This window comes from Amycolatopsis sp. NPDC051061, from assembly GCF_040682935.1.
Taxonomy (GTDB): domain Bacteria; phylum Actinomycetota; class Actinomycetes; order Mycobacteriales; family Pseudonocardiaceae; genus Amycolatopsis.
Genome location: NZ_JBFBBZ010000003.1, coordinates 34,916 through 49,763, shown reverse-complemented (window position 1 = coordinate 49,763; position 14,848 = coordinate 34,916). Strand labels below are relative to the sequence as shown.

At 69.3% G+C, this 14,848-nt stretch carries 14 protein-coding genes and 1 pseudogene; 8 read left to right on the top strand and 7 right to left on the bottom strand.

Annotated elements, in window-relative coordinates:
• Positions 1–35 precede the first annotated feature (35 nt).
• From AB0N03_RS04945 to AB0N03_RS04930, 4 genes are read right to left on the bottom strand one after another with little or no spacing between them, the layout of a single operon-like run.
• Complete coding sequence (locus AB0N03_RS04945) at positions 36–965, bottom strand: MBL fold metallo-hydrolase (RefSeq protein ID WP_364365527.1); 930 nt, start codon at positions 963–965, stop codon at positions 36–38.
• On the bottom strand, positions 962–1,759 hold the full coding sequence (locus AB0N03_RS04940; RefSeq protein ID WP_364365525.1) for a cyclase family protein: 798 nt from the start codon (positions 1,757–1,759) through the stop codon (positions 962–964). Before AB0N03_RS04940 ends, AB0N03_RS04945 begins: the two co-directional genes overlap by 4 nt.
• Entirely contained in the window at positions 1,734–3,080 is a 1,347-nt protein-coding gene (locus tag AB0N03_RS04935) for an MFS transporter (RefSeq protein WP_364365523.1), read from the bottom strand. Before AB0N03_RS04935 ends, AB0N03_RS04940 begins: the two co-directional genes overlap by 26 nt.
• Complete coding sequence (locus AB0N03_RS04930; RefSeq protein WP_364365521.1) at positions 3,077–4,300, bottom strand: M20 family metallopeptidase; 1,224 nt, start codon at positions 4,298–4,300, stop codon at positions 3,077–3,079. Before AB0N03_RS04930 ends, AB0N03_RS04935 begins: the two co-directional genes overlap by 4 nt.
• 95 nt (positions 4,301–4,395) lie before the next feature.
• Here AB0N03_RS04930 and AB0N03_RS04925 point away from each other — a divergent pair, with 95 nt between their 5' ends.
• The 4 genes and pseudogenes from AB0N03_RS04925 (at position 4,396) to AB0N03_RS04910 (ending at position 7,423) form a co-directional block, all read left to right on the top strand.
• Positions 4,396–5,421, top strand: coding sequence for an Lrp/AsnC family transcriptional regulator (locus AB0N03_RS04925; RefSeq protein ID WP_364365518.1), 1,026 nt, complete (start codon positions 4,396–4,398; stop codon positions 5,419–5,421).
• 216 nt (positions 5,422–5,637) lie between these two features.
• The gene (locus AB0N03_RS04920) at positions 5,638–5,829 is read left to right on the top strand and encodes a hypothetical protein (protein WP_364365515.1); all 192 of its coding nucleotides are present in this window, start codon (positions 5,638–5,640) and stop codon (positions 5,827–5,829) included.
• Positions 5,830–6,360: 531 nt separating this feature from the next.
• A pseudogene (locus tag AB0N03_RS04915) lies at positions 6,361–6,894 on the top strand (IS701 family transposase); the annotation flags it as partial.
• 67 nt (positions 6,895–6,961) lie between these two features.
• The gene (locus AB0N03_RS04910) at positions 6,962–7,423 is read left to right on the top strand and encodes a LysR substrate-binding domain-containing protein (RefSeq protein ID WP_364365513.1); all 462 of its coding nucleotides are present in this window, start codon (positions 6,962–6,964) and stop codon (positions 7,421–7,423) included.
• On the opposite strand, the gene AB0N03_RS04905 is transcribed toward AB0N03_RS04910, so the two are convergent.
• Positions 7,420–8,139 carry a LysR substrate-binding domain-containing protein gene (locus AB0N03_RS04905; RefSeq protein WP_364365510.1) on the bottom strand — a complete coding sequence of 240 codons (720 nt, stop codon included), beginning with the start codon at positions 8,137–8,139 and terminating at the stop codon, positions 7,420–7,422. The genes AB0N03_RS04910 and AB0N03_RS04905 overlap by 4 nt on opposite strands.
• Here AB0N03_RS04905 and AB0N03_RS04900 point away from each other — a divergent pair.
• Positions 8,069–8,335 (top strand): hypothetical protein, encoded by a 267-nt coding sequence (locus tag AB0N03_RS04900; protein WP_364365507.1) that lies wholly within the window; start codon positions 8,069–8,071, stop codon positions 8,333–8,335. The genes AB0N03_RS04905 and AB0N03_RS04900 overlap by 71 nt on opposite strands.
• A 95-nt stretch (positions 8,336–8,430) precedes the next feature.
• Here AB0N03_RS04900 and AB0N03_RS04895 read toward each other — a convergent pair whose 3' ends face one another.
• On the bottom strand, positions 8,431–9,522 hold the full coding sequence (locus AB0N03_RS04895; protein ID WP_364365504.1) for a tartrate dehydrogenase: 1,092 nt from the start codon (positions 9,520–9,522) through the stop codon (positions 8,431–8,433).
• A 105-nt stretch (positions 9,523–9,627) separates the two neighbouring features.
• Positions 9,628–10,536 (bottom strand): LysR substrate-binding domain-containing protein, encoded by a 909-nt coding sequence (locus AB0N03_RS04890; protein ID WP_364365502.1) that lies wholly within the window; start codon positions 10,534–10,536, stop codon positions 9,628–9,630.
• A gap of 144 nt (positions 10,537–10,680) precedes the next feature.
• Here AB0N03_RS04890 and AB0N03_RS04885 point away from each other — a divergent pair, with 144 nt between their 5' ends.
• The 3 genes from AB0N03_RS04885 to AB0N03_RS04875 are packed head-to-tail and all read left to right on the top strand — an operon-like array spanning position 10,681 to position 14,618.
• Positions 10,681–11,817: a glycerate kinase gene (locus tag AB0N03_RS04885; protein ID WP_364365499.1), complete on the top strand. Its 1,137-nt coding sequence runs from the start codon at positions 10,681–10,683 to the stop codon at positions 11,815–11,817.
• A 27-nt stretch (positions 11,818–11,844) separates the two neighbouring features.
• The gene (dctA, locus tag AB0N03_RS04880; RefSeq protein WP_364365496.1) at positions 11,845–13,260 is read left to right on the top strand and encodes a C4-dicarboxylate transporter DctA; all 1,416 of its coding nucleotides are present in this window, start codon (positions 11,845–11,847) and stop codon (positions 13,258–13,260) included.
• 26 nt (positions 13,261–13,286) lie between these two features.
• A complete protein-coding gene (locus tag AB0N03_RS04875) occupies positions 13,287–14,618 on the top strand; it encodes a hypothetical protein (RefSeq protein ID WP_364365494.1) in 1,332 nt (443 codons plus the stop codon).
• Positions 14,619–14,848 lie beyond the last annotated feature (230 nt).

Here is a 14,848-nt window from a genome sequence, read left to right as displayed (position 1 = left end):
CGGACGCTGGCGAACCCGAGCGGCGGCGAGACCGGTCAGTTCACTCTAATGGGTTCGAAGGGGGCCCAGTTGTGCAATTCGTAACCCGCTCCCGATTTGCGCACCTCGGCGGCGCCGCGGCCGGGGAAATGTGCGGGCACGACCAAGGCACCCGTATCGGCGGCCTCGCCGAGCAACCGGTAACGCGTCGCTCGTGCCTCGACCGGGTTCTCGCAGAAACAGCTGTTGGCCGCCGGCTCGGCCACCTGGACCGGGCTGTGCAGGAGATCACCGACGAACAGAGCCCGATCCGTACCGGAACTCAGCTTGAGTACGGATGACCCGGGGGTGTGCCCAGGTGCAGGCGCCAACGTCAGATTTCCGTCAATCGTATGGCTGTCCTCCCACAGCGTCGCAAGCCCCCGGTCGAGGATCGGTGCGACGCTGTCGGCGAAGACGAGCCGGCTGCCCTGGCGACGCACCCGATCGGCGTCGGTGTGCACCGGCGGACGACGGTGTTCGTTCTCGGGATCGAAGTAGTCGCGGTCGACGCGGGGAAGGAGGTAGCGAGCGTTGGGGAACGTCGGTGTCCACTCGTCGTTCTCCAACCGGGTGTTCCAGCCGACGTGGTCGTAGTGGACGTGGGTGTTCACGACCAAGTCGACGTCCTCGGGCTCGACACCGGCCAGACGGAGGTTCTCCAAGAACGGCGTCTTGAGGTGGTCGAACAGCGGGATCTGCGGACGTTCCCGGTCGTTTCCCGCGCCGGTGTCGATGACGATGGTGCGCCCTTCACTGCGCAGCACCCAGCTCTGGATCGCGCAGTGGTAGGCGTCGTCGGCCGGGTTGCGAAAATCCGGGTCCAGCGCCGCGCGGCCATCCGGTGAGCTGTCCGGCACGAAGGCACTCACCGTGCTCACCGGACCGCTCCATTCCACTACCCGGGTCACCGTGACGTCGCCCAGCTGGATCGTGTCACCGCTCATGCGCCGACCACCGCCAGCGGACGGACGGGGGCACCGGTGGCACCGACCACGTTGAGCGGTGCACCGATGAAGAGGAATTCCGCGGTGCCGGCGGACGCCAGCGTCTCGGACAGGGTTTCCAAAGTCATCACCTCGATCAGATTGATGCCGTGTTCGTGCAGCAGGAGCCGGTGGACCGGCAGGGTGGCGGGCCCGGGCGGGCGGTGCTCGAGAGCGATCGTGTCGGCGCCGACGGTGGCGACACCCCGGCCCGCGAGCCATTCCGCGGCACCGAGGTCGATGCCGGGCACGCCGGACTCGTCGCCGAGGTAGGCGCGCGGATCGCGCCACAACTGTGCCCACCCCGTCCGGATCAGAGCCACGTCACCGGGCTTCGGCCGCGGTCCTGCCTCGAGGTCCGCCACGCCGACGGGCGCACCCGGGTCGAGACGGGTGACCTTCCGGGTGCGGGGCACGTCGTACAGCACACCGCGGCAGACCAGGGGACGGACCTGATCGATGCCGTGGCTGCGGTAGCGACCGGCGTGCATCGCTTCGGCTACCGGGACGCCACCGTGCAGCGTGCCGTCCACGGCCACATGGCTCAGCGCGTCCATGTGGGTGCCGACGTGCCCGCCCAGCACCAGGATCTCGTGCGAGCCGGTGAACCCGCCGGGGTGCGGGAAGTCACCGTGCCGGTGGCGCAACGCGAACTCGAAGGGTGGGTGGGTCGGTGATGCGGGCATGCCCACCTCGAACGGTTGTGCGAGGTCGACGACCGTGACGCCGTCAGCCAGCATTTCGAGCGGTGTCATGATCTTCAGCTTTCCTCATCGTCTCGGGAACCGCCTGGTGAACAGTGGTCAGGTCCGTCCCTCGTCCTTCTCGGAGCGTCAGCACGGTGGCCGCCGACACCAGCAGGAGCAGGACTACGTAGCCGGTGAAGAACGCCGGCCCGAACGTCTGGCCGACCCACGTCTGCAGATAGGGGGCGGTTCCGCCGAAGGCGGCCACCGCCACGGAGTACGGCACCGCCAGCCCGGCCGTGCGGATGCGCGTCGGGAACAGTTCCGCGTAGGCCGCCGGCAAGATCGACACGCCGGCCCCGATGAAGACCATCGCGATCGACATGGCGATGGCCAACTGGACGGCATTCCCGAGATCGAGCACTTGGAGCGGGAACAACGTCGCGGCGGTACCCAGGTGACTGATCAGCATCACGGGCCGCCGCCCGATCCGGTCCGAGAGAGCACCCCAGAACGGCAGCACCGCGATGAGCACCAAGCCGGACAGCACGCCCGCCAGCAGCGCGGAAGTCGAGTCGAGGTGCCGTGTCGTGATGGCGTAGGCGGGTGCCGCTATGACCCAGGCGTAATAGACGACGGTCGGTCCGACCGACATGCCGATCACCTGCAGTGCCGCGCGGCGGTGGCGGACCAGGTCGGGCCAGAACGGCTGCTTCCGCGCCGTCCCCGCCCGATCCTTGACGAACACCGCGGACTCGGTGAGGGAACGCCGGACCCACAACGCGATCACGCCGAGAACGCCGCCGACGACGAACGGGATCCGCCAGCCGTAAGCGATCATCTCCTCGTGCGTCAAGTTCAACGACAGCACCAGTCCGAGCAGCACGCCGACGGAGTTGCCACCTACGCTCGCGATGTAGATCAGGCTCGACCAGAGACCCCGGCGATGGGCGGGAGCCTGTTCCGTCAGGTACGTCTGGGCCGAAGGGAGTTCGCCGCCCGTCGCCAGTCCCTGAAGCACGCGGCAGGCCAGCAGGATCAGCGAGGCCCCCACGCCGGCGGTGGCGTAGGTGGGAGCGATACCGATGAGCAGGCTCGCGACGGCCATCCCGCCGACTGTGAGACTCAGCATCGGACGCCGGCCGACCCGGTCGGACAGCCTGCCCACGATCAGGCCGCCGAGCGGCCGCGCCACAAAACCGGCGGCGAAGACCGCGAGTCCGGCGAGAAGCGCCGATCCCGCCGCGCCACCGGGGAAGAACTGCCCGGCGAAGAAGGGGACGAAGATCGTGTAGATCCCCCAGTCGTACCACTCGAGCGCGTGGCCGACGCAGATGCCGAACATGGTGCGCCCGACGCGAGCGCTTTCGGGATGGTTCGTACTCATCATGGACGCTCCGGAAGTTCGGCGCTCGATGCGGCGTGGGGGCGGCGCAGAGCAAGCTCCGCGAGGAGGGCAGCGCCCAGGGGAAGCACAGCTTCGTCGAAGACCGCCCGGCCGCTGTGGTTGAACGACGCGGTGTCCGGATCGGCTCCACCGGGCAAGGCGCCCAGCGCGACGAACGCGCCGGGAACTTCGGCCAGCACCCGCGAAAAATCCTCCGATCCCGTGAACGGATGCTCGAGCAGGTTCCGCCGGCTTTCACCGAAAACCTCGGAAATCGTCCGTCCGGCAAAAGCGGACTCGCCGGGATCGTTGACGGTCGCCGGGCGTTCACGTTCGAATCGGGCGTCGACCTCGAGCCCGTGCGCTGCTGCGATGCCTTCGACCAGCCGGCGGACTTCGTCACCGACACGGACCGCGGTCGCGTCGGAGAACGTGCGCAACGTCGCCTCGAACCGGGCAGTCGGCGGGATGACGTTGCGGCGCGTCCCGGCTTCGACGACCCCGACAGTGAGGACGACCGGGTCGAACACATCCACTCGGCGGGTCACCAACGTCTGCAACGCCGTGATCATCTCGGCGGTGGCCGGTACCGGATCACGCGCCAGGTGCGGTGTCGAGGCATGGCCGCCACGACCCGACACGGTGACGTCAAGCGACGAAGAAGAAGCCAGCATCACTCCCGGGCGGAGGTGAAATCCCTGAGGCAGTGTCGAGAAGACGTGCAGTCCGTATGCCGCGCCCACCCGCTCTCCGGCCGCGTCGAGCACACCCTCCTCGAGCATCGCTCTGGCGCCCTCCCAGCCCTCCTCCCCCGGCTGGAACATCAGGACGACGTCGTTGGCCAACTCCGCCTGCCGGGCGGCCAGCAGCCGGGCCGCCCCCACGAGCATGGCGGTGTGCATGTCGTGCCCGCAGGCGTGAGCCGCGCCCGCCACGGTGGAAGTGAACGGCAGGCCCGTCTCCTCCTGGACCGGCACCGCGTCCATGTCCCCCCTCAGCAGGACCGGTGGCCGTCCGGGTACCGCGGCGTGCCCACGCAGTACAGCCGTAACGGACGTGGCCGCCCTACCGGTCGAGATTTCCAGTGGCAGGCCGTCGAGCGCGGCCAGTACCGCTTCCTGCGTGCGCGGCAAGTCCAAACCGAGCTCCGGCTGCGAGTGCAGCAACCGCCGAAGCCGGATCACCTCGTCACGCATGGCGTGCGCATCGTCCAGCACCGTCATGTCGCCCTCCGTGCATCTGAGAGGACCGAGTATGCGATGCGCAGGGATCGGACGCCGAGATTGTGGCGGATTCGTGCAAGTGAAAGACTGTTCTGATGCTTTCCGTGCATCCGGAGCTCGATGAAAAGGACCTCAGGCTGCTGCACGGTCTCCAGGTAGCCCCACGCATCCCGTGGGCCGAGGCCGCACGCATCCTGGGCACGACCGCGTCCAGCGAAACGGCCAGGTGGGTCAAGCTGCGAGAGCGTGGACTCGCTTGGATCACCGCCCACCCGGGTGGCAGCTACCGACGAGTCACCCTCGCCCTGGTCGAGGTGGACTGCCTTCCCGGAGCCCGGCGGGCCGTCGTCGACGCCATCTGCGCGGACCCGCGTGCCGTCACCGTCGAAGAGTCGACGCGCGGACGAGACCTGCTCCTGACCGTCATCACCGAGAACCTCGCCGCGCTCACCAGGTACGTCCTCGACGATCTCGAGGCGCTTCCCGGGGTGGCCCGGCAGCGGACCTTCGTAGCCACCGCGGTGCACCGGCACGGCAGCCACTGGCGCCTGGACGCGCTCAGCCCCGCCGAGGAGTCCGCTTTCCAGACGGTCTCCCGCCGTGGGTCGCCTTCAGCCCTCTCGACGCCACCGCGAGACGCGTGGCCGTTGATCGAGGCACTCGCCACCGACGGACGCGCCACCGCGGCGGACCTGGCCCGCTTGACCGATCGGAATCCCGCCACCGTGCGCCGGCAGCTCGGTCGGCTGCTCACCTCGGACCTCCTGTCGTTCCGCTGCGAACTCGCCTCGGAGGTCTCCGGCTGGACGGTGAGCAGCACCTGGACCGCACTTGTCGAGCCCGCCGACCACCGCAAGACCGTCGAAGCGCTCGCCACCATGCCGGAGCTGCGGATGTGCATTTCAACCACCGGCGACGTCAACCTCGCCATGACCTTCTGGACGCGCTCACCGCACGACATGCTCCGCATCGAACGGACATTGGGCGAACACCTGCCGTGGCTCCGGATCCGGGACAACGCGATCAACCTTCGCACCCCGAAGAGGATGGGCTGGCTGCTCGACGACTCCGGCCGTGCAACCGGACGGATCATCCCGCCGAGCGCGCTCGTCGCGTACTAAGGCCGACTCGGTAGAGGAGGCCATCGAGAAGGCCAGCGCGACCGCCGCCGAGTTGGACGAGATCGCCTCCGAACTCGACGTGATGGCCGATCGCGAGGACCTCAAGACGAGCGACGTCCACGGCTACGCCGACGAACTCCGCAACCGCGCGGAGGAGCTGCGCACCCAGGAGGCCCGGTTAACGCAAAGGAACTTCTCGACGAGCTTGAGGCACACATGGCCCGCGACGACGACCGCAGTGTGGAGGAGTTCAGCGACCACCACCCGGACCGCGTCGTCGCGGTCGACGCTCTCCGCTCGGCCCTCGAGCCGGCGGAGTCGGACATGGTCACCGGCCGCGCGGGATACGAGGTCGCCTGGGACCTCGGCAACTCATCGGGAAGGCCCTCCGGTGAGCCGCTTCCATGACGAACTCGTCGTCGCTCGGCGCCGCGGCGAGGCACCCGCCCAGCACCCGGAAATCCGTGCCCGGACCCCAGTGGAGTTCGTCGCCGTCCCGGACAGCTTTCCGCTGACGCCATGTATCCGTTGCGGAGCCGTCGTCGGCGCTGACCGCACCGCTTGCCCCGACGCCTGGCACGCCGAGATCGGAGACTGAACTCGGGATGGGTCAAGATTCACTCGATGTCGTCGATCGTTCCGTCCCGGGCGCGGTCGACGACGAGAGCCTTGTGAGGTTCGATGAGCGCTGTCGTGATGAGCGAACCCAAGATTATCAGCTCTCCACTGACGATCAGAAACCACAGTGGAAACCTCCGGGCCACACCTACATCGACCTTGGTGGCAAGCCAGGGACTGAGGCCATAAAGCTGCGGATCGAAACCTACCCGACGTCATCAAAGAACTGCTTAACTTCATAATTCGCAATGAGTCGAGCTGGTACTGCAACGGCAGTCGGGTGGTGTGTGGTAGATCATCCTGGTGGTGGTCGATGTGGTGATGGATCAGCTGGATCAGGTGCATGAGCGGATCGCGGGCCGGTTTACCCGCTCGGAGCCGCGGGCCCGGGCGCGGGAGTATGTGTCCGGGCTGGTCGCGGGTCTGGAGCGGAAGAACGGCTGGACGCTGGCCGAGCAGGCCGGCGAGGTGTCCCCGGACGGGATGCAGCGGTTGCTGCGGTGGGCGGATTGGGACATCGACGGTGTCCGCGATGACGTGCGGGACTATGTCGTCGAGCACCTCGGTGAGCCCGGTGGTGTGCTGATCGTGGACGACACTGGGTTTCTGAAGAAAGGCATCCGGTCGGCTGGGGTGCAGCGGCAGTACTCGGGAACGGCGGGCCGGATCGAGAACTGCCAGATCGGGACGTTTCTGGCGTATGCCTCCGATGGTGGGCATGCGCTGATCGATCGGGAGCTGTATCTGCCCGAGCTGTGGATCGCTGACCCGGATCGGTGCCGGCGGGCCGGGATTCCGGACGGGACCGAGTTCGAGACGAAACCGCGCCACGCCATGGCGATGCTGGCGCGGGCGTTCGACGGCAGCACAGGCGGCCGACGTCGTTGATGCCGTACGCCTCGGACCGGCCGAGGTCGGGCTGGTGGCCGTGCCCAACGGACCGCTGCGCGAGACGGGCTTCCGGTTCGACCTCCTGGAAGTGCAGTCGTACCTCCTGGTGGCCAGTGATCCTGGCGTGCTGCCGCCCGGCGACGGTCCCGTGCGGCCGTCCGACCTCGGCGAGCTCCTCCTGATAATCGGGCAGCCGGGGACCGGTATGCGCCGGGTCGCCGACGCGGTCCTGGCCGGTACCCGGTGCCGGATCGCGGTGGAGATCGAGCACCGCGAGGCCCTGTTGCCGCTTGTCCTCGCCGGGGTCGGCGTCGCGGTGGTCGCGGACTCGTGGCGCCCGCTGGCGGTCTCGGCCGGGCTGGCGGTGCGGTCGCTCGAGACCGACGAGTCGTTGCACGTCGGCCTGGTGACCACCGACTCGCGGCCCGGGCCCGCCGCGGCGGCGATGCTCGACGTCGGCCGGCGCTGGGTCGCCGATCGTGACGCCGGTTAGTCGATCGCCGGGAGGCGAGCTGCAAGACCGTCAAGCAGGTGCTCAATCGCCTCGCGGGCCCGCCGAGGCAGGCCGTGGACGGCGGCGTGGAGCGCGTAGATGTCGGCCGGGGGAGCCGGGATCCCCGGCAGGACGCGGACCAGGCTCCCGTCCCGCAGCAACGGTGCCACCTGCCACAGCGAGCGCATCACCATGCCCCGGCCGGCCAGGCACCACGCGGTCGCGACGTCGCCGTCGTTGCTGATCATCGTGCCCGCGACCCGGACCACGCTCTCGTCACCGTCGTCGCCGAAGCGCCAGTTCATGAAGTCGATGTCGTTCTCGCGGATCACGATGCAGTCGTGGTCGGCGAGGTCCGGCAAGGTTCGTGGCGGCTCGCGGCGCTCGAGGTACCCGGGCGCCGCGCACACCACGCGCCGGTTCGGGTGGAGCAGGCGGGCGTGCAGCCGGGAGTCGGGCAGCCGCCCGACCCGGACCGCGAAGTCGTACGGGGTCCCCGCGACGTGCAGCGGCAGGTGGGACAGCTCGAGGTCGGTGTGCGCTTGGGCGAAGTCGCCGAGCAGCGGGGCGATGTGGGCGCGGCCGAGCCCGATCGAGGAGTGGACCGCGAGCCTGCCGCGCAGGCTCGCGCGGTCCCTGAACCCGATGCGGCTCCTCAGCGACGCCTGTGCCCTGATGACCCGCCGATGGGAAAAGACGGAGGGCTGGCAGAGCATGCTGGCGCCGGAGATCTCCCGCCGACTCGGCGGCGGCTCAGCACCGCCCGACGATCTCCCCGCCCGCGCACTCGTCGCCTCGGCGATGGCCTGCCTGGACGCCGCCATCGACGCCTGGACAGCCGACAATGGGACGACGCCGCTGTCCGTGCTCGTGGACCAGGCGATGGGCACACTGACCGGACTGAGGGGATAACCGGCGGTCGATGCCCAGCTTTCGGGCGGTCAGTGAATCCACGGTGCTCGGTGACCGCGGGAAGCGGATCCTCTGGCTTGCTGCTCCGGTCGGATTCAGCGGCCGAGGTTGTCGATGATGGCGGCGACGACGTCGCCGGTCTTCGCGGAACCCCCGACGTCCGGGGTCAACACCCCAGCGGCCGTGGTGGCCTCGATGGCACGGCGAACCTGATCGGCCTCGGCGGACAGCCCGAAGTGGTCGAGCATCAGGGCGGCGCTGCCGATCGCGCCGATCGGGTTGGCCAGGCCCTGGCCGGCGATGTCGGGCGCGGAGCCGTGGACCGGCTCGAACATCGACGGGAACCGCCGCTCCGGGTTGAAGTTCGCGCTCGCGGCGAGACCGAGGCTCCCGGCCAGCGCGGACCCGAGGTCGGAAAGGATGTCGGCGTTGAGGTTCGAGGCCACGACCACCGACAGGTCTTCGGGCTTGAGCACGAACTTCGCCGACATCGCGTCCACGAGAACGCTTTCGGTTTCGACGTCCGGATAGTCCTGCGCGACGCGGGCGAATACCTCGTCCCACAGCACCATCCCGTACTGCTGCGCGTTGCTCTTGGTCACCGAGGACACCTTCTTGCGGTCCCGCTCACGAGCGAGGTCGAAGGCGAACCGCATGATGCGCTCGCACCCCTTCTCGGTGAACAACGCGGTCTGCAGCGCGACCTCGTTGCCCGGGCCACGTCCGGCCAGGTTGCGCCCGCCCAGGCCGGCGTACTCGCCTTCGCTGTTCTCGCGGACGACCACCCAGTCCAGTGGCGTGTGGTCGGCCTTGCGCAGGGGCGAGGTGATGCCCGGGTGGAAGTGGACGGGGCGCACGTTGGCCCACTGGTCGAAGTTCTGGCAGATCCGCAGCCGCAGACCCCACAGGCTGATGTGGTCGGGCACCGACGGCCAGCCGACGGCGCCGAAGTAGATCGAGTCGAAGTCCTTCAGGACCTCCAGGCCGTCCTCGTCCATCATGCGGCCGGTCCGCTCGTAGTAACCGCAGCCCCAGGGGAATTCGGTCCAGTCGAAGGCGAACGCGCCGCCGGAGGCTTCCGCCAGCGCGTCGAGGACGGCACGTCCGGCGGCGACGACCTCGCTGCCCACGCCGTCCGCCGGGACCGCGGCGATCTTGAAGGTGCGGGTGCTGGCGGGTGCTGACATTTGATCGGGCTCCCTGCTGGATTCGGCTGCGCTGACCTCCCGAGTGAAACCGCGGGACCGGTGCGGCGTCCAACACGCGCTGCCGATGCCATTCATAGGGTCCGCCTATCCTAGCTGTTCAGCGCCTCCACCAGCGGGACGGAAGGTGCGTGCGAGCGCGAGGAACGCCTCGGCTGCCGGAGTCAGCTGGGCCTGCCGGCTCAGCAATTCGACGTGCAACCGGGCGGGATGATCCAGCCGCACGGCGCGGGCTCCCGACCGGCGAGCGAGCGAGGCCCATGCCGCGGGCAGCACCGCCATCCCGCCGCCCTGAAGCACGAGGGGAAGAATCGAGGCGCGGTGGGCGATCTCGGCGACGATCCGCACGTCCGCGTGCTCGGCGAGGATGTCGTCGACGACCCGGCGCATCAGGCTGCCGGGCGGTGAAGCGATCAGCTCCACCCCGGCCAGGGCACCGATCGGCAGCGGATCACCCACCGGGAAGGCGGCGTCGGCGGCACCGACGAGCACGAAATCCTGCTGTTGCAGCGGAAGTACATCGACGCCGGGCGGGTGCAACGGTTCCGGCGCACCGGCCAGACCGAGTTCGCAGGCGCCTTGGCGGACCTGGTGGATCACCTCGTCCGGAGTGAACGCGGCCTCGGCGTCCACGGTGATGCCCGGGTGCCGCCGGGTGAAGGCACCGATCAACGTGCTGAGCGGTTCGATGCCGGGCGAGGGCATGGTGACCAGCTCGACCCGGCCGTGGCGGACGCCCTTCATCGACGCCATCGCCGTCTTGGCCGTGCGCAGGTCGCGCAGCACCTGCCGGGCCGGGCCGATGAGCTCGGTACCGGCGTCGCTGAGGACCACGCGGCGGCCGATCCGGTGGAACAGCTGCATGCCGACTTCGCGTTCGAGCCCGGCGATCGCCTGCGACAACGACGGCTGCGCGAGGTGGAGGGCCTGCGCGGCGCGGCCGAATCCGTCGTGGTCGACGATCGCCAGGAAGTACTCGAGCTGACGAGCGTCCATCCGTCACCTCCAGACCCCACCACATCGTGGCAGCTCAGCGGCTATCCATAAGCTCAGCCTATCAGTCGGGTAGCAACGTTCTCTTGGACGCGGGGGCGGCTCCCGAGTCAGGGTTGTCGAATTCCGCGAGTCGAGGAGGATTTGATGGGCGAGTTGCTCGTGGCCCTCGATTCGTTCAAGGGATCGCTCGGCGCCATGCAGGCCACCGCGGCACTCGCCCGCGGGCTGCGCCGCCACCACAGCAAGCCGGCGGTGCGGGAGCACCCGGTCGCCGACGGCGGCGAGGGCACGGTCTCCGCCGCGGTCGCCGCCGGGTTCACCCCGGTCTCGCTCAGCGCCGCCGGTCCCCTGGGCGAGCCACTCACCGCGCGGTACGCCCACCGCGACGGAGTCGCTGTCGTCGAACTCGCCGAGACGTCCGGGCTCGCCGCGCTCCCCGAGGCGGCACCGACTCCCGCCACGGCGGCCGCGGCATCGACCCACGGGACGGGCCAGGTGATCGCGGCGGCCCTGGACGCCGGCCACCACACGGTGGTCGTGGGTTTGGGGGGCAGCGCGACGACCGACGGCGGAACGGGCCTGCTCACCGGTCTCGGGGCGCTCCTGCTCGACGCGGACGGGCGTGAGCTGCCCGGCCGGACCTCCGCCCTGGGCGCAATCGGTTCGATCGACCTTTCCGGCTTGCACCCCCGGCTGGCCGGACCGGACCGCGCCGAGGTGATCGTCGCCTGCGATGTGGACAATCCCCTGCTCGGCCTCGACGGCGCGGCGGCCGTATACGGGCCGCAGAAGGGGGCGGATGGTTCCACTGTGACCGCCCTCGAAGAGGCGATGTCCCGGTGGGCACCCATCCTCGAACAGGCCACCGGGGTCGCCGCCGCGGCCATGCCGGGCGCCGGCGCCGCCGGTGGAGCGGGGTTCGCCCTGCTCGCCCTCGGCGCCCGCATGGTTCCCGGCATCGACCTGGTGCTGCGCCTGACCGGGCTGCACGCGCGGCTACCCCGGGCCGGGCTCGTGCTCACCGGAGAAGGATCACTGGACCTGCAGAGCCTGCGCGGCAAGGCGCCGATGGGCGTCGCCTCCGCCGCCCGGACCGCGGGAGTGCCGACCGTCGCCGTGGCCGGGCGCAGCGTGCTCACCACCAGCGAACTGACCGCCGCCGGCTTCACGGGCGCGTTCACCCTCACCGAGCTCGAACCCGACCTCGAGCGGTGCGTCGCCGACGCCGAGCGTCTGCTGGAACGCCTCGGCGAACACATCGCCCGGCACCTTCTCGACTGACTCCCCCACCCCGCTCAGGAGGTTGCAATGACGCAAACCACACCGGAACGCAAGCGGAAGCCCTGGTACCGGCAGTTGTACGTGCAGGTCCTGGTCGCCATCGTCATCGGCGTCGTCCTGGGTGCGCTGGCCCCCGACCTCGGCAAGGCGATGCAGCCCATCGGCACAACCTTCATCGCCGCGATGAAGGTCCTCATCGGACCCATCGTGTTCCTCACCGTCATCGGCGGCATCGCCGGGGTCGCCGACCTCAAGAAGGTCGGCCTCACCGGGCTGAAGGCCCTGACCTACTTCCAGGTCGGCACGATCGTCGCGCTCGGGTTCGGGCTCGTCGCGATCAACGTGGTCCGCCTCGGCGACGGCGTCAACGCCAACCCGGCCGCGCTGCACCCGACCGGCAGCGCCCAGCAGTACATCCAGACGGGCGAAACCCAGCACTGGTGGGAATTCTTCACCAACCTGGTCCCCGACAGCTTCTTCAGCGCGTTCACCGACGGCGACATCCTGCAGATCATCTTCCTGGCCGTGCTCTTCGGCATCGCGATCAAGGCGATCGGGCCGCTCGGCGACCCGCTCGTCACCGGGGTCAAGCGGTTCACCGCGGTCGTGTTCAAGGTACTGAGCTTCGTGATGAAGACCGCCCCGATCGGTGCCTTCGGTGCGATGGCCTACGCCGTCGGCGCGTTCGGACTGTCCACATTGACCAGTCTCGGCTCCCTGATCCTGCTGTTCTACGTCACGTCCATCGCGTTCGTGGTCATCGTGCTCGGCGGTCTCCTCGGCGCCTACGTGCGGCTCAACATCTTCCAGCTCTTCCGGTACCTGCGAGAAGAGTTCTTCCTCGTGCTCGGCACGTCCACCGCGGAACCGGCGCTGCCCGGCCTGATGCGCAAGCTGACCTTCCTCGGCGCCGACCGCGCCACGGTGGGCCTCGTCGTGCCGACCGGCTACAGCTTCAACCTCGACGGCGCCGCCATCTACCTGTCCCTCGCGACGCTTTACATCGCCCAGGCGACCAACACCGCGCTCACCATCCCCCAGCAGCTCGGGCTGCTCGCGGTCATGCTGCTCACGTCGAAAGGCGCCGCGGGAGTCGCCGGCGGCGGGTTCATCGCGCTCACCGCGACCCTCTCGACCATCGGCACCGTGCCGGCCGCCGGCATCATGCTCGTCTTCGGCATCGACAAGTTCATGTCCGAATGCCGGGCCCTGGTCAACTTCTACGGCAACGCCGTCGCCACCCTCGTGATCGCCAAATGGGACCGCAACCTCGACTACGCCCGCGCCCGGGAAGTCCTCAGCGACCCGGGATCCGCCGAACGCTCACTCGGCTGGACCGACGATCCGGCGGCCGGGCCACCTCCCGCCCCGTCGACCGCGGGCTCGGACGAGCCTCCCCGAGTGCCCGCCGAAGCCGCGAATGCCGCCGGGACCGGAAGGTGACGGGCGTGCGACGCAGGAGCTTCCTGGTGGGCGCGGCGGCCACCGGCGTGGTGCTCGGCGCCGGCTCCGCATCCGCTGCCGCGGCGCCGGGCCATCGCCTGCCGGACGAAGGGATCGCGGCGCGGACAAAGATGTTCGGGGTGGAGAACGTCGACCCGCGCACGGGCGCCCTGCCCGCGGACCGGGTGGTCTTCGCGTGGTTGTCGAACTCCACGTTCGCCGCGGCAGTCGGTGGCCGGCTGGTCTACCTCGACACGTTCGTCACCCGCCTCGAAGTGGCCCCCGGCCGTACCCCGGTCGTCATCGCCGACCTCGTAGACGCCCGGCCCGACGCCATCCTGCTCGGGCACGGACATTCCGACCACGCCGACAACGCCGCCTACATCGCGGCGCGCACCGGCGCGACCATCTACGCCTCCGCGGAGACCTGCGCGTCGATGACCGCGGACCTGGCACGGATCAAGGCCGACCCCGTGATCCAGGCCGACCCCCGCACCCGCGTCCCCCACGCCGCCCCGCTCCGCACCGTCCCCGTGACCAGCGCGGGATCGGCGCCCGGCACCGAAATCGCCCGCCTCGACGTGCTCGAACCCCACGCCCAGGTCGTCGCGTTCCGCCACCTGCACTCGGTCGCGGTCCCACCCGATCCCGACTACCCGCCTCCCCGCACCCAGATCCTCGTCGACCCCCGGGACGCGCAACTGTTCCCGGCCGGCGTCCCGCTCACCCCCGGCGAACACCCGCTACCCGGCCAGCTGAACATCACCACTGGCGGCAGCGCCTCGGCCGGCGGGCCGGTCAGCCTCTACTTTCACATCACCCTCCGCCGCGGAAGCAACTTCAGCTTCGGCTGGCAGAACAGCGCCGGTGCACTCAAAGAGGGCAAGGGCAATGGCTGGGACGGCACGCCCGCGGACGGGCAGCGCATCCGCGACCGGCTCGCCGCGCTGCCCTCGACCGATCTGCACCTGGCAACCGCGTCCTCGGCCAACTACGCCAACAACGGCCTGCGCGATCTGATCCTGTACCAATCGGTGCTGCGACCCCGCATCTTCGTGCCCAACCACCTCACCTCGGGATCCCTGACCCGCGAAGCCAGTTCGCTCGCGGTCTACGCCGGATACCGCGAACAACTCGATCTCATGCAGGTACCGGCCGCCTTCCGACCGGAGGTCCGGTGGCTCATCGACCCGGTCGACTACCTCGGTCCACTCACCTTCGACATCGACGACGACACCTGGATCGATGCGAGCAAGAACCGCAGAATCCGCGAGCTGGACCGGGTCACACCGGTCCGGCCCCACGCCTTACTGCCGACTGACCGCACGACTGCGACAGCCCACGCGTCATGTGACTAGCGTCCTGGGCCGGAAATCCCATGACTAAGCCAAGAAACTCGTCGACAACAACGCCAAGTAACGACACCAGAATCACGGAACACTAGCAGCGCACTTACTTCCACCTGCTCATCACCGCTGGACGCACCGGTCCGCCGTCGCCTGATCCAGCGTCGGTAGCACCACCTCGACGAAGTCGGGGCACCGTCGGGGAAGTGATCCGCGGAAGATGATCGCGAACGCCCAGAGGT